General features: G+C 50.3%; 13 protein-coding genes. 3 read left to right on the top strand and 10 right to left on the bottom strand.

Features of this window, described 5'->3' with window-relative positions; genetic code table 11:
• The first annotated feature begins 12 nt into the window (after positions 1-12).
• Positions 13-1,584, top strand: coding sequence for a BCCT family transporter (locus tag ACY2RQ_RS08160; protein WP_490112469.1), 1,572 nt, complete (start codon positions 13-15; stop codon positions 1,582-1,584).
• Positions 1,585-1,683: 99 nt separating this feature from the next.
• Here ACY2RQ_RS08160 and ACY2RQ_RS08165 read toward each other — a convergent pair whose 3' ends face one another.
• The 5 genes from ACY2RQ_RS08165 to ACY2RQ_RS08185 form a co-directional block, all read right to left on the bottom strand.
• On the bottom strand, positions 1,684-1,959 hold the full coding sequence (locus ACY2RQ_RS08165; protein WP_490112470.1) for a nitroreductase family protein: 276 nt from the start codon (positions 1,957-1,959) through the stop codon (positions 1,684-1,686).
• A gap of 57 nt (positions 1,960-2,016) precedes the next feature.
• On the bottom strand, positions 2,017-2,268 hold the full coding sequence (locus ACY2RQ_RS08170; protein ID WP_490112471.1) for a YfhL family 4Fe-4S dicluster ferredoxin: 252 nt from the start codon (positions 2,266-2,268) through the stop codon (positions 2,017-2,019).
• A 144-nt stretch (positions 2,269-2,412) separates the two neighbouring features.
• Positions 2,413-2,892, bottom strand: coding sequence for a pantetheine-phosphate adenylyltransferase (gene coaD / locus ACY2RQ_RS08175; protein WP_490112472.1), 480 nt, complete (start codon positions 2,890-2,892; stop codon positions 2,413-2,415).
• A gap of 111 nt (positions 2,893-3,003) precedes the next feature.
• A complete protein-coding gene (locus tag ACY2RQ_RS08180; protein ID WP_490112473.1) occupies positions 3,004-4,620 on the bottom strand; it encodes a GMC family oxidoreductase in 1,617 nt (538 codons plus the stop codon).
• Positions 4,621-4,654: 34 nt separating this feature from the next.
• The gene (locus ACY2RQ_RS08185) at positions 4,655-5,260 is read right to left on the bottom strand and encodes a hypothetical protein (protein WP_490112474.1); all 606 of its coding nucleotides are present in this window, start codon (positions 5,258-5,260) and stop codon (positions 4,655-4,657) included.
• A gap of 271 nt (positions 5,261-5,531) precedes the next feature.
• Between ACY2RQ_RS08185 and ACY2RQ_RS08190 the strand changes: the two genes are divergently transcribed.
• Positions 5,532-6,251: an isochorismatase family protein gene (locus ACY2RQ_RS08190; protein WP_490112475.1), complete on the top strand. Its 720-nt coding sequence runs from the start codon at positions 5,532-5,534 to the stop codon at positions 6,249-6,251.
• A 180-nt stretch (positions 6,252-6,431) separates the two neighbouring features.
• Here ACY2RQ_RS08190 and ACY2RQ_RS08195 read toward each other — a convergent pair whose 3' ends face one another.
• A complete protein-coding gene (locus ACY2RQ_RS08195; RefSeq protein WP_490112476.1) occupies positions 6,432-7,886 on the bottom strand; it encodes a coniferyl aldehyde dehydrogenase in 1,455 nt (484 codons plus the stop codon).
• 174 nt (positions 7,887-8,060) lie between these two features.
• Between ACY2RQ_RS08195 and ACY2RQ_RS08200 the strand changes: the two genes are divergently transcribed.
• Positions 8,061-8,759: a TetR/AcrR family transcriptional regulator gene (locus tag ACY2RQ_RS08200; RefSeq protein ID WP_490112477.1), complete on the top strand. Its 699-nt coding sequence runs from the start codon at positions 8,061-8,063 to the stop codon at positions 8,757-8,759.
• A gap of 47 nt (positions 8,760-8,806) precedes the next feature.
• On the opposite strand, the gene ACY2RQ_RS08205 is transcribed toward ACY2RQ_RS08200, so the two are convergent.
• From ACY2RQ_RS08205 to ACY2RQ_RS08220, 4 genes are all read right to left on the bottom strand, one after another.
• A complete protein-coding gene (locus tag ACY2RQ_RS08205) occupies positions 8,807-9,802 on the bottom strand; it encodes a hydrolase (protein ID WP_490112478.1) in 996 nt (331 codons plus the stop codon).
• Entirely contained in the window at positions 9,799-10,437 is a 639-nt protein-coding gene (gene rsmD / locus ACY2RQ_RS08210; RefSeq protein WP_490112479.1) for a 16S rRNA (guanine(966)-N(2))-methyltransferase RsmD, read from the bottom strand. The genes ACY2RQ_RS08205 and rsmD overlap by 4 nt, the downstream gene beginning before the upstream one ends.
• Before the next feature lie 93 nt (positions 10,438-10,530).
• Positions 10,531-12,390: a hypothetical protein gene (locus tag ACY2RQ_RS08215; protein WP_490112480.1), complete on the bottom strand. Its 1,860-nt coding sequence runs from the start codon at positions 12,388-12,390 to the stop codon at positions 10,531-10,533.
• A gap of 204 nt (positions 12,391-12,594) precedes the next feature.
• A complete protein-coding gene (locus tag ACY2RQ_RS08220) occupies positions 12,595-13,848 on the bottom strand; it encodes a cation:proton antiporter (protein WP_490112481.1) in 1,254 nt (417 codons plus the stop codon).
• Between the last annotated feature and the right edge of the window lie 134 nt (positions 13,849-13,982).

A 13,982-nucleotide genomic window follows, 5' to 3' on the forward strand; every position in this document is an offset into this window, starting at 1 on the left:
GTTTCATACGACATGGGAAACACGACTGAAGCTAAACATGGAGACAAACAGATAGTGATTGTCTGTTTGTTGTTTTTGGGATGTATTATCGGCTTCGGCCTTATGTCTCCTGAAGCCCTGACTGAAGTTGGCCTGGGAACCATGAATTACATTATTGATAAGTTTGGCTGGGTTTATGCTCTTGGGACTTTTTCTTTCGTTATCCTGCTGCTTTGGACTGCGTTCAGCAAGTATGGCGACATACGTCTCGGGCCGGATGACGTAAAGCCGGAATTCAGCACTTTCTCATGGCTGGGCATGCTGTTTTCTGCCGGTATGGGAACAGTGATGATTCTTTGGGGTGTGGCTGAACCGGTATCCCATTATGTGAACCCCATGGCGGACATCACTCCGGAAACCCCGGAAGCCGCTTCTTTCGCTTTCCGCAAGTTCTTCCTGCACCAGGGGGTTCAGGCGTGGTCCATGTTCGCGGTTCTGGGTCTGGCTATCGCCTACCTGATGTTCCGCAAAAATCGGGACGCCATGATCAGTAATATCCTCCTGCCCTGGGGGGAGGATAAGACCCGAGGCCGTCTTGCCCGTCTGATCAATATTATCTGTGTGCTTGCGGCAGCGTCCGGTGTTTCGACCTCAATAGGTTTTGCGGCCTTAACCATTAACAGTGGACTGAGTCACCTTCTGGGCGCTCCGGATACCATGACCATCAAAACCCTGCTGGTTATGGGTATTACCGCTGTTGTCATGGCCTGCAGCATTACCGGTGTGAAGAAGGGTATTAAGGGCGTTTCCGATATCTTTGCTGTGCTGGTTATCGTGATGATTGTGATGGTGTACACGCTGGGTGAAACGACCACCATGGTGAATGTGCTGATCACCTCCACCGGTAACTACATCAGCAATATGTTCAGGGATGGTCTGGAACTGCCCACCTTTACCGATAATGCCAGCTGGTACGGCAAGTGGACACTGTTCTACTATGCCTGGGCGATTACCTGGTCTCCGTTTGTTGGCCCGTTCGTCGCGCGGATTTCCAAAGGCCGGACTGTGCGTGAATTTATCCTGGGAGCTATCCTGACTCCGCCGGTGGTGATTTACATCTGGGGTTCCGGTTTCGGTACAACAGCCCTGCTTTCCGACATTAACGTGATTCGCCTGGCAGCAGAGTATCCGCCCATTGCCAGTTTCCTGGTATTTGAGCACTTTCCGCTGGGTTCCCTGATCTCCTGCGGAGTTATTCTGGCGTTGTTCCTTGGCCTGATTACGTCTCTGAACTCATCCACCTATACGCTGAGTGCGATTTCTTCCAACGGTGATTTGAACCCGACACGTAAGATGATGTTGCTGTGGGGTGTGGTGCCTTCCGTGTTGTCCATTGTTCTGATGTTGTCTGGTAACAGTGGTCTGGCACTGTTGCAGAGTATCAGCCTGATCTTTGCGTTGCCGCTGATGTTTGTACTGATCACGGCAATGGTTTCTGTTATCAAAATGTTGAGGGCTGAGTTTGCTCTAAAGGCTGAGCAGCCGGTGAAATCTGCAAAGGAAGGGCAGGATATCAGTGCGGAAGCATGTACGACTGTTGTTTGAACTCAGGGTATGCAACTCAATTAATCCACTGAACAATATTCTCTTTGCTGTGGCGGGTTTTCGGATAGGGTTCGTTTTCCCGGTAACCGAATGCCACCATCAGCTGACACCAAATTCTTTGCTGTCTATTAACCCTTCCTGAATCAACAGCTCTTCCAGAAGTTCACGGTCAAAGCCTTCGATGGGGCAGGAATCTATGCCAATCTGGGCCGCGACACTCATCATATTACCCAGGGCGATGTAGGTCTGCTTGCAGGACCAGTCGAACATGGCCCGGGGAGATTCGGTCAGTTTGAAATGTTCTTCCTGAAACTGTTTGTAGAAGCCGCTTCTCAGATCAATCACGTCTTCCGGTAGCTTGAACACATTGGGCATATGGTCCTGAATGAAGACGCCAAGGCCGCGGTCTGAGAGCGGCCTTTGGCTGTGAATTTATGCCTGGCCGGTAATGATCAGGTATTTTTCCTGCAGCTCTTCTTTGGTTTCCCTGTTATCAGGGTCCAGGGGAATGCAGTCGACCGGGCAGACCATCTGGCACTGTGGTTCGTCGTAATGACCAACGCACTCAGTGCACAGCAGAGGGTCGATTTCATAAATCTCTTCACCGGGAGAGATCGCGCTGTTGGGGCACTCCGGTTCGCAGACGTCGCAGTTAATGCAATCGTCGGTAATAATCAGGGCCATAACTATCTCTTGGCAACTGGGCTCTTGGCAACTGGACTCTTAGCAACAGAGCTCTTAGTAACAGAGCTCTTAGTAACAGAGCTCTTAGTAACAGAGCTCTTAGTAACAGAGCTCTTAGTAACAGAGCTCTTGGGGACTGAGCTCTCAGGAATTGAACTTCTTTCTCAGCGCGACTTCAACATCCCTGGATACGAATTTGGAAATGTCGCCGTTCAGGGCAGCAATTTCCCGCACCAGCGTAGAAGAAATATAAGAGAATTTTTCTGAAGGTGTCAGAAACAGGCTTTCCAAGTCAGGTGCCAGAACTCTGTTCATATTGGCCAGCTGGAATTCGTATTCAAAATCCGACACTGCCCGAAGGCCCCGAAGAATAACGCCGGCACCCACATCACGGGTAAAGTCCGCCAGCAGATTGCTGAAACCCCGCACCTCAACATTGTCCAGGTGGCTGGTGGCTGTCCGGGCAAGGGAAACACGCTCTCCCATATCAAAGAGAGGTTTTTTCTTGGGGCTCTCGGCAACGGCGATAATTACCCTATCGAACAGCAGGGAGGCCCGTTCCACAAGGTCACAATGCCCCATGGTTATGGGATCAAAGGTGCCTGGGTATATAACTGTTCTCATCAAGGCCTTCAGGTCCTCTTGTTCTCTTACTTCAGATGTTGTCATACACATTGAATAAAGCCAGCGATGCTAACGAACACGGCAGCATCGCACAAGGGCTACAGGGTCAGATTAACCCGCAGCAATTACCGGTGCTCCCAGTATTGACGCCAGATTCACGGCCATTCGCGCGGCCTGGCTATAAACAGATAACTGAGGATTGGCACCGATACTGGTGGGGAATACCGAGCCATCAATCACCGAGAGATTCTCCAGATAATGGTGCTGACCCGTGCTGTTCACCACTGTCTTTTCTACATTTTCCCCCATTGGGCAGCCGCCCATGACATGAGCCGAGCCGACCATGGTGTCGTAGGGTCTCAGGGGCATGGTGGCAATATACTCTTTAGCTTTTGCGAAGCTGCTGAAATGGGGCGACCCATATTGCATAGGGCGAACGGTTCTGGCTCCGGCAGCGAACTGAATCTCCGCCATATTTATCAAGGCACGTCTTACCCCATCCCAGATATAGTTATTCAACGGGTAATCAAGTACTGGAGTTCCATCATTGCGCAGCTGAACTTGTCCGCCCTGGCTTTGGGGATGGAAACCATCCCTGAGCAGGGCAAGGATCAGATTGGCATAGGGCAGTTGTTCCATATCCCGGGCCAGGTCATCACCCTGGCTGCGCAGAACGGAAGATGCCAGCATCGGCTGCAGAGGCGGAACCTCCAGCTTGTAACCCATAGGACCACTGACGCCGTCTATCCACTGAAAATGATCACTGTGGATTGACTGGGGCGCGCCATAATACCCATCAACCTTCTCCGGCATAATAGCCAGGGAGAAAGGTACAGGGTGCAGGAAGGTGCGTTTGCCCGTGATCCGATACGGGTCGGGCGCTGATGAGCGCAACAGTATAGCGGGGGTGTTGATAGAGCCACCCGCCAGCACCACATGACGGGCATTGATGCGAATCTTTTTACCCACAGGTTTTACGCACTTCTCATCCAGGGCATCACAGACCAGCCCGGTGACTTTATCTTTGTCGTATATCAGGTGCTGGGCACGGGCCAGGTAAAGCAGTTCGGCATTTCTGCGCAGGGCGCCAGGAATTGTGGTCACCAGCATGGACTGCTTGGCATTGGTAGGGCAGCCGGTACCGCAGTAACCGATGTTCCAGCAGCCTGCCACATTTCTTGGAATAACACCCCACTCATAACCCAGGGCTGCACAGCCTTTTTGCAGAACGCTGTTATTGGCATTGGGGGGAACGGACCAGGACTCAACCTTCAGACGTTCTTCCCGGTCAACAAACCAGGGGGCCATGGCTGCAGGAGACACGTCTCTGGTATCAAACTCTGCGCTCCAGTATTTCAGGGTTTGCTCCGGTGTGCGGAAGCTGGAGGTCCAGTTAACAGTGGTTGAGCCACCGACACAACGACCCTGGAGAATTGTCATGGCACCGTCTTTTGTCGCTCGGGAAACAGATTCCTGATAGAGGGTTTTGTAAGCTTCTGGTTCTTTCATATTGAAGTCGTTGGAAGACTGTAACGGGCCTTCTTCCACCATCAGCACTCTCAGGCCAGCTGTGGCCAGAATTTCCGCTGTGGTGCCGCCGCCGGCTCCGGTGCCAACAATCACCACATCGGTTTCAAGGGTTGTGTCTCCATCAAGTCTGGATGCGTTATATACTTTCCAGCCGCCTTCGACACCTTCGGCAAACAGATCTTTAATCGCCCCGGTCATGGTGTTGTTACCTCAATTAGGTATTTTACCTGAATTAATAGTTATTCGGTTGGGTGACCAGAAGTTGCCTGAAAGGCACTCCGGGGTAGTGACACCATGTAAAGGATTCGGGCAGTCCATACCAGGACATAGCCAGCAGCTGCACGATGGAGGTGTGGGCCATGCGGAATAAAAACAGGCTGCTGTTTTGCCAGCGGTTAAGGAACTGGTTGGTTTCCTGGACAGATACATCTGCCCAGTTTTTCCATACCCCGGTGGCCAGGCCTTTGGTAACAGGCAGGGTGGCAATATCGAACAACTGTCTGAGAACTTTCTGCTGTTCAGCGGAGATATAAGTACAGTAGTTATCAATTTGCTGAACAGCGGCGGTGAGCGACTGTTCCCGTTCTGGCTCTGAAGCCGGCATGGCTTCACCGATAACAGCCTGGAACAGAGCTTTGAGGAACGGAATGTCAGTGTCTGTAAAGAATGCCCAGGTCTGGCTTTTGGGAGCTGGCGTACAACCCCCAAGGCTGAGGGTCACACCGGACATAGTCAGAATGGCACCACCGAGAAGACCTGTGCGAAGGAAGCTTCGGCGATCCATATTCGGCGGAAGATTTTGGGTGCTCTGACGTTTAATTATATTTTTATCAGTCATTGGGTCCTCTGATGCCTGCTCAGAAAATACGCTGTTTTTATTGGAGTGGTATATGTGTCCACGTCAGGGGTCTCTTCGACCAGCCTTTGAAGACTCTAGTCTCTCAAAGACCGGGCGGAAAGGGCAGTGCTTCTTAATGGGGGCAGGTACATTTATTCACGCAGCAGAATGTGTAGCCAGCAAAAAATCTTTTGATCCGTCGATAACTGGATATAACCCGTGAAAAATAAAGTGCTAATATATAGTATCCTTTCTGTACCCTGTTCGTTCTATGCCAAAGATCAAGTTTACTCTTATTGGCCTATTATTAATCATGCTTTATGCAGTAGAGTGCTTTGCAAGTGCCCAGGATATAATCAATTATATTCAACGTATTTTAGACAGAAGTAGCGATAAGAAAATAGCAATATTGTTAATCGATATGCAGGAAAATTTCTCCAGTGATTTTCTTGAATATGAATTAGATACTGTGTTATTGGAACAAATGAAAGTAGTCAACTATTTTGCAAAAAACGAAAGAGTTTTATTAGTTGATGTTAATTTCAATGAAGAAGGAGCAACGCTTGAGCCTCTTCTGGAATATTTGAAAATTGCTAAAAGGAAAATGGTTTATCGTAAATTTTTTAAGGAATCTTTTGACACATTTCAATATCCAGCTGTTGATAAAAACTCTGAATTCCCTGAAATAATAACTGGGAAGATTGGGGATTACCTGAAAAGTGAAAATATTGAAGACGTAATGATAATGGGATGCTTTTCTGATGGCTGCATAATCTCAACAGCCAAGGGAGCCTTAAAAGAAAACTTTCATGTAATATTTGACCCCTCTACGACAATTACCGCTACAAAAGACGACATACAAGATATGGGCTGGTCACGTGTGAAAGAATTAGTGAACAAAAAATGGTCTAAGTTAAAATCGACTAACCCTAATCTAACACTTCTCACTGATGAAGGTGAGGGTTCCCCTCTATGTGAAAATAATAGATAAGTCCAGATGAGCTAACAAAAGCATCCAGTGACCCCTTCGGTGTATCTGATGCAGGCATTAGCCATAGGACTTACGCGAAGAGGGGGCAGGTCCGCGAGTTTGGGAAGTCTTAAAGAGTTATGCCAGCGCAACTGCGCTGGCATATGTTTTATTGCTTAATATCAAACCTTAACAGGGGGCTTAACGCAGCGACCAGTCAAAAATCATCTTGGACAGCTTGCCACCGTAAGGAGGGTACATGAACTTGGTCGTATTGAACTTACCCTTCTTCAGTACGCCTTTGGCTTTGGAGAAAGCCTGGAAACCTTCGTAACCGTGGTAATGACCCATACCGGAAGGACCGATACCGCCGAAAGGCATATCGTCAACGGCCACGTGCAGCAGGGTTTCGTTCAAACAGGCACCGCCGGAGTGGGTGTTTTCCAGAACATGCTTCTGACATCTGGTGTCGTGGCTGAACAGATACAGGGCCAGGGGGCGGGGGCGATCTTTGATATAATCCAGGGCCTGGGTCAGATTGTCGTAAGGCACGATGGACATAATCGGGCCAAAGATCTCATCCTGCATAAGTGTGAGGCTTTCGCGGGCATTGGTGATGATGTACATGGGCATACGACGGCTGCCGTCGTTGATGTTGTCTTCACCAATAACATGAACACCCGCACCGCTTTCCCGTGCTTCATCAACCAGCTTCTGCAGGCGCTGATACTGACGCTCGTTGACGATGCTGGTGTAGTCACTGTTACCAGACAGGGTCGGGTACATGCGTTCAAAGACTTTGCGATAGGCCGCGATAAACGCGTCCTGCTTGTCACGGGGGCAGAGAATATAGTCGGGTGCGACACAGGACTGACCGGCGTTAAAGGACTTACCGAAGCAGATACGCTCTGCGGCTTCTTCCAGGTCTACGTCTTCAGCAACAATTGCGGGTGACTTACCACCCAGCTCCAGGGTTACCGGTGTCAGATTTTCTGCGGCAGCACGCATAACAATGCGACCAACCTGGGTAGAGCCAGTAAACAGCAGGTGGTCAAAGGGCAGTTTGCTGAAGTTGGCGGCTACGCCCGCGTCACCGTTGATGACAGAAATCAGATCTTCCGGGAAGTTTTCCTTCATCAGTTTGGCGAACAGGTCCGCCACGCTGGGGGTGAACTCAGACATCTTCACCATAACCCGGTTACCGGCCGCCAGAGCGCCAATCAAAGGCAGTACGGCGAGCTGGACAGGGTAGTTCCAGGGCACCATTACACCCACAACTCCCAGGGGCTGGTACTGAACAAAGGCTTTGGCGGGCTGGAGGTTCTGGCCAGCGTGACGCTTGCTGGGCTTCATCCATTTGCCCAGGTTTTTGCAGTTGTATTTGATGTTATCAATGATGGGCATCAGTTCGCCAAGCTTGGTTTCTTCAGGGCTTCGACCGGCGAAGTCATTGCTGATAGCTTCAATCAGGGCATCAGTGTTATCCAGGATAACCTGCTTTAGTTTCTGCAGAACGCGAATACGCTCTTCCTTGCTGGGCATCGGGTTAGCGCGGAATGCTTTCTGCTGCTTTTCGAGAACGGGCTTGAGGGTGTCTACAGCCTTCTGGGCTGTGTTCATGGTTTCAGTATTCATTGTTTCAACAGCGGTCGCCATAAGAGAATCCTCCGGTAAGGACCGCCATTGCTATGTGTTCACAGTGCAGGCGGTTATGGATTGTTGTTTTTTTTCAGGCTGCAGGATAATTTAGAGCAGCGACTCTAAAATGTAAACGTGTAAAATAGCAGTCTCACAGATTTTTCTGACTAACGGTTTTCTGGTAAGCGATATATGACAACAGGTAAGGCGGGGAAAACCCGCTCCCGGATTCTTGAAGCAGCACGGGTTCTGTTTAATGAACAGGGCGAGCGTATGGTGTCTACTAACCATATTGCAGCCTCTCTGGGGATGTCACCGGGAAATCTTTATTACCATTACAGAAATAAAACCGATATCGCCCGGGAGCTGTTCCAGCTTTATGTTGATGAAGTGCGGGGTTACCTGAATTTTCCCGACAGTCGGCCTTTCACTATTGATGATAAACGTCAGGTGTTGGAAAAAACGGTTCACTCCATGTGGCATTACCGTTTTCTGTTCCGTGATATGGAATATGTCCTGTCCGATAACTGTGAGCTCAGGGCAGACTTTATCGCCTTCTCAGAGCAGGCTACGGAAGGTGTACGCGCACTCTACCGGCGTATGAAAGCCGATGGCATGATTGCTCTGGATGAGCGGGAAACAGAAGCGCTGATCACCAATACCTGGCTGGTGCTTGTGTCGTGGATTGGTTTTCCCGGAGCAACTCTGGAAAGGAACAGAAAGGCTGTTTCCAAGGACACCATTCGTCGGGCTTTGTACCAGATACTGATGCTGGACTGGGCGTATATCATGCCGAAATACAAAGAAAGTTTTCGACTGTTGCTGGATGAATACGAACCTGTACGGGTGCCTGCGGAAGAAACCATCCTGCAAAAAGCAGGTGTTGTATAAAAACAACACCTGCTTTTTATAAGCCGGTTTTTATAAATCTGTTTTTATCAGCCTGCCGCATCCTTTAAAAACGCAGGAATACGCTGTTCCAGCCAATACACGGGTTTTAGCCCTTTATTGCTGATAAAGCCGACATGCCCGCCGTTGCTGGTAAGCTCAAGTGCAGTTGTTGCGCTGAATTCGGAGGTATCCGGCACAGAGTGGGGAAACAGGAACGGATCATCACTGGACTGAATAATCAGTGTGCGGGTGGTTATTCTGTTCAGAAACCCTCTGGAGCTGCAGCGCTGATAATAGTCTTCGGCGCTGTTGTAACCATGCAATGGAGCCGTGACCCTTTCATCATATTCGTGGAATGTCGTTAAGTCTTCCAGAGAACCCAGAGCATTCATTGTTTGCAGTCGGTCATGCCAGCCGTTGCACTCAAAGTGCTGTTTCTTCACGGCGATATAATCGGTCATTTCCTGCATAAACCTGTCCCGGTATATGCGGGAAAATCCCTGGTTGATACGCAGGGAACACTGGCCCAGCTCAAAGGGAACGGAGACGGCAACTGCTGCGTTCAATCGACTGTTGTCGTGTTCTTCGCCAAGATACTTAAGCAGAACATTCCCACCCAGAGAGTAACCCACAGCCCTTAGCAGACGATTGGGAAAGCGTGTGGAAAGAATATCCAGCACCAGTTTCAGGTCGCTGCTGATACCTGAGTGGTAACCGGTGGGAAGATCATTGGGTTCCCCGCCGCAGCCTCGAAAGTTCATGGCAACGCTGGGCAGATTCTCGGCTGCCAGTGATTCCTGCAGACCGACAATATATTTGGACTGTGAACAACCCGTCAGCCCGTGCAAAAGAATGGTGAGAGGCGCATGGTCATTCGTCGGGCCATACCAGTCAAGATTAATAAAATCGCCGTCTGGCAGTGGCAGACGTTCTCTTCTGCGTACCGGAATATCCTGCTGGCGAAACAGGGACGACCACACTGTCTGCAGGTGGGCACTGGGCAGCCAGCTTGCTGCGGAAAAGGGCTGATGGAGGGCAGTCATATTGAACCGTTGTCCTGGGGTGATGTTCTGTACAGACGACAGGCGACCTGTCCCGCGCTTTTCTCTTTCCAGAGGTTCCAGTGCGCGGGGACCTCAGGAATACCGAGTGTTGTTTCTGACTCAATATAAACCAAAGCATTGTCAGACAAATATCCGTTGTCGTTCAGTTGCCGACACACGGGGGCGACCATGCCTTTATGAAAAGGCGGATCGAGAAACACCAGGTCGTAGGTTTTCTTTGCGGGGGAAGATAACCAGTGACGGGCATCTGTCTGCAGCACCTCCGCGCTGGTGCATTTCAGGGTTTGCAGGTTCTCTTTCAATAATTTTGCGGCAACAGGGGAGAACTCCAGAAAGGTTATTGACTTTGCGCCACGGGATAAAGCTTCCAATCCCAGTGCGCCTGTGCCTGAGAAAGCGTCCAGGCAGTGGGCGCCGGGAACCCAGCCGGTCAGCCAGTTGTACAGAGTTTCCCGAATGCGATCCGGAGTCGGGCGCAAACCTTCTACAGCTGCCACAGGCAGTTGTCGGCTGCGCCATTCTCCGCCGATTATGCGCAGGCGTCCGCCACTTCGTGGGGCGCTGGATGGAGTACATTGTGCCGTTGCGGGCTTTCTGGAAGGGTGTCTGGGCATGGATAAAAAGAAGCATGAATAAAAAGAAAACAGGTTAAATCACCGAAAGGAGCATACGATGTTTTTTCCGGCAACACGACATAAAAAGGGCTGTCAGGTTGCCCCTGTCGTTGCAAGAAGAGGCTGGGCTTCTGCTTTTCTTGACCTGAGTTTTCTGCTGAAAGAAGCCATTGAATTCTTCATATCCCCATACAGCTCCCCGCAGAAATCAAGAACCTGTCGAAATTCTGGCCCAAGATTGGCCGTATGAAGAAACGCGCCAATAGCGCCAACAGTAGGCAGCACTATAGAAAGAGATGGTATGCCTTTCAGGCAGATGTCGCCTCCCAGATCTGTTTGAATACCCCCGAAGGTTGACAGGGTAAAGCTGGCGCAACAGGCAGAAGAAAAAGTAAACAGCACACCATTGAGTAAGCTTGAACCCCAGCTTCGAGGCGGATGAGAACAGCAGCGACGCTCACGGATGGCTTTGGGGGTTCTTTTCAGTAATTGTCCTGCTGCATGCAGGTTCTCATAGGCAAGAATGGCTGTTGTGATTGTCTGCCCAATACCGAGACACGCCAGGCTTAACTGCCACAGTCCATAGACAGTCTGCTGAGGCAGTGTTTGACAGCCTCCCAGCCAATGAAAGACGTTGGTAAATAATCCCAGCATGGCTGAATTGTCGGTAAAGGTATAACCAACACACATCACGGTCAGGCCCAGCAACAGGCCTTTTGCAATGCCTTTGGCGAAACACCCCGTCGTTCGTGCCTGACGGGCTTCATAGTAGAGTCCCTGCAGTGTCAGCTGGTCATCAGGTTGTTGGGATGCACAGATTCGTTCCTTGAGGCTTTTCAGAACATTTTTCACTTTGTTCTGTGGAGAATACAGGGCAGTCCAGCGCAGCAGTTTTCTTCCTATAGACTGCCCTTTTACTGAAATTACCCGCTCGGCGAGTTGCTTGCCAGACAGATCTGGATTGCCTGCTTTGGCCTTGAGCAGTTTCTCAAGCGTGTAAAGCGTGCGATCCAGTGTCTCCTCTTTTTTTGCATCTGTTCCCCGCCATATATCAACCATGTGGTGAATAAGTGCCCAGTAATAGGGGTAATTGCTGATCAGATCGATGGTACCCAGCAGTAACCCGATAGCCAGGGGCGCTCCAAAGCCTGTTGTCAGCGCCATGTATCCTGAAACCGCATCAATAATAGAAGGCATAAGCGCAACAAATGCGGAGGCTATATCGGAGAGTTTGAAGTAACCTTCGAATTCTGACCGGTTAATACCATAAGCCCCCAGCATATTAGCCGTCATAAAAGCCATGGATGTCACCGCTACAGCCAAACCATAAGCCGGGCCTGCGGCTATTTTGAATCCCTGGAAAAAGCCAGACAGTCCGGTAACTCCCAGAAACTTTTCACTGCTGCTGAAGAAAAGGAACATCAGGCCGAGTCCAACTCTGACTGGCAGGTGGTGTCTGAGACTGGACACCGGCGTTTCCTGAACCGCGCTGTTCAGCATAGTGTCAACGTCTTCTTGAATGTTATGGCTGTTGGGGAATGCCTGACGAAGAAGTTCTTGAGTTATTTTGTTTTGTTTAAAGCGTTGCCTTAGTTCCGGGTTAAGAGCCTCCCAGTATTGAGCGATATGATCTGGTTGTTCTCTCGGGGCGGATGGTGTTCCAGGGTTGCCAGTTGATAGACTTTCTCTGTTTACCGCCTGGGTTTCCGGCTCTTCTGGTGAGCCTTTCTGTCCCGTAGCAGGGGAAGATACCGGTTTCACGTGAGAGACCGTTCTCTCCTGCACCGGAGCAGGGGATGGCGAACCAGCCTGCCCAGGCTCTGGATTGACTGCCTGAATGGAAGCTCCGGTCGAAGCCAGCTGGATATTACTGCTGTGGCCAGAGGGCAGTTTTGGGGAAGACGATGGAGATGCCTTCACAGCGATGGGAGAATTTAATGGGCGGACTTCCATAACAGGGCTCTTCTTTAAAAAATTCAAGCCATCTAGAGCCTGTTCCCCTTCTGAAGTTCATAACCAATAGCCCCAGAAATACCAACTGCTCTGTACAGGCAGGGGTAAGCACATTCGTTTTTGTTGTTCTGCTTATTTCTGCTGTAACTGTTTTCTGCTGTAACTGTGTCAGGTGCAGCCTGATATGAAACAGGTGACATTCATTCAGCCGGATTTTTGTCCCGGTAAAAGGTGTTTCAGCAGGGGCTTCATGGTTGTGCCCTGAATAAGCAGGGTCCAGAGAATCACCGCCAGCGTCATATTGAACACTATGCCCCGCTGGGGAAAGTCCGGAGGCAGTGACAGCACCAGTGCCATGGGCACAGCGCCCCGTAAGCCACCCCAGAACATTACAAAAGGCGTGTTGCCAGTGATTTTTCTCTCCTGGCGTGTGCACAGGTTATAACCGGGAATCAGCAGGTAAATAATGACGAAGCGGGCCGCCAGTACCACCAGAATGGCAATTATCAGCCAGGACAGCATAGGCATGGCCCTGGTGCGCAACAGCAGTTCTTCTTCAAGACCAAGGAGCAGAAAAACATAAGTGTTAGCGATAAATGTCGCATAGGCCCACCACCGTTGGGCAAACATAAGCACGCGCATACCAAGCCGGGTTCGGGCGTAGTAACCACACACAAGCCCGGCCGCTACGCAGGCCATTACCCCGGAAAGCCCCATAAAATGATCCGCCAGCACAAAGCTGCCCCAGGCGCTGACAACTGACAGGGTGATCTGTACATAACGGTCATTGGGTTGGATGCTGGCAATCATGGAAGTTATGGCCCCAATGATTGCTCCTACAACAGCGCCGCCAACAAATATCCGGATAAAATCAATAGTCGCATCAGTTATTACAGCGCTGTTAAAGACTGGCACAGCCATTAATCCAATCAGCACCTGAAACATCACGATGGCGGTGGCATCGTTAAACAGACTTTCCCCGTCCATTAACAAAGTCAGGCGTTCTGGAGCTTTCAGTTCCCTGAACAGCGCGATAACAGCTACCGGGTCGGTGGCGGAAATAAGAGCGCCAAAAACCAGGGCCGGCAAAAGATTCAATGGGGTCATCCAACTGATCAGACCGCCGACAATGGCAGTGGAAACCAGCAGACCGATAGTGGCCAGAAGCAAAATAGGGGCAAGGTTCTGTTGTAACATGCGGGCGTCCATAGCCAGGCTGGCTTCATACACCAGGGGAGGCAGCAGGACATAAAGAATAAGGTCATGGCTGAGAGCAATCTGTGAGCGGATGGCTCCGGCGGCAAAATAATCTGCCACCATGCCCGTCAGCAGGCCGGCGATCACCAGCCCAATTGTGTAAGGAAATTTACACCGTTGCAGCGCCATTAAAATAACGACGGCAAACAAAAGCATGCTGCTTAAAATCAGCATGGGCTGAGCGAGGCCGGTATGTTCCATAACCCGATTACTGTTTATAACAAGAAAGGAAAATGGCCTGACAAGAGGGAATTAAGCCAATTCCCCCGGCAGGGTGGGACTATCGTAGACCATCAATTCAAGGCTATCTCATAAGAATCTTTCAGGAATGTGTT

This window comes from Parendozoicomonas sp. 209JJ7-1 (assembly GCF_058147085.1).

Coding starts and splice junctions, on each gene's coding strand:
- ACY2RQ_RS08160 (WP_490112469.1), top strand. CDS start 13: ATGGGAAACACGACTGAAGCTAAACATGGAGACAAACAGATAGTGATT.
- ACY2RQ_RS08165 (WP_490112470.1), bottom strand. CDS start 1,959: ATGCCCAATGTGTTCAAGCTACCGGAAGACGTGATTGATCTGAGAAGC.
- ACY2RQ_RS08170 (WP_490112471.1), bottom strand. CDS start 2,268: ATGGCCCTGATTATTACCGACGATTGCATTAACTGCGACGTCTGCGAA.
- coaD (WP_490112472.1), bottom strand. CDS start 2,892: ATGAGAACAGTTATATACCCAGGCACCTTTGATCCCATAACCATGGGG.
- ACY2RQ_RS08180 (WP_490112473.1), bottom strand. CDS start 4,620: ATGACCGGGGCGATTAAAGATCTGTTTGCCGAAGGTGTCGAAGGCGGC.
- ACY2RQ_RS08185 (WP_490112474.1), bottom strand. CDS start 5,260: ATGACTGATAAAAATATAATTAAACGTCAGAGCACCCAAAATCTTCCG.
- ACY2RQ_RS08190 (WP_490112475.1), top strand. CDS start 5,532: ATGCCAAAGATCAAGTTTACTCTTATTGGCCTATTATTAATCATGCTT.
- ACY2RQ_RS08195 (WP_490112476.1), bottom strand. CDS start 7,886: ATGGCGACCGCTGTTGAAACAATGAATACTGAAACCATGAACACAGCC.
- ACY2RQ_RS08200 (WP_490112477.1), top strand. CDS start 8,061: ATGACAACAGGTAAGGCGGGGAAAACCCGCTCCCGGATTCTTGAAGCA.
- ACY2RQ_RS08205 (WP_490112478.1), bottom strand. CDS start 9,802: ATGACTGCCCTCCATCAGCCCTTTTCCGCAGCAAGCTGGCTGCCCAGT.
- rsmD (WP_490112479.1), bottom strand. CDS start 10,437: ATGCCCAGACACCCTTCCAGAAAGCCCGCAACGGCACAATGTACTCCA.
- ACY2RQ_RS08215 (WP_490112480.1), bottom strand. CDS start 12,390: ATGGAAGTCCGCCCATTAAATTCTCCCATCGCTGTGAAGGCATCTCCA.
- ACY2RQ_RS08220 (WP_490112481.1), bottom strand. CDS start 13,848: ATGGAACATACCGGCCTCGCTCAGCCCATGCTGATTTTAAGCAGCATG.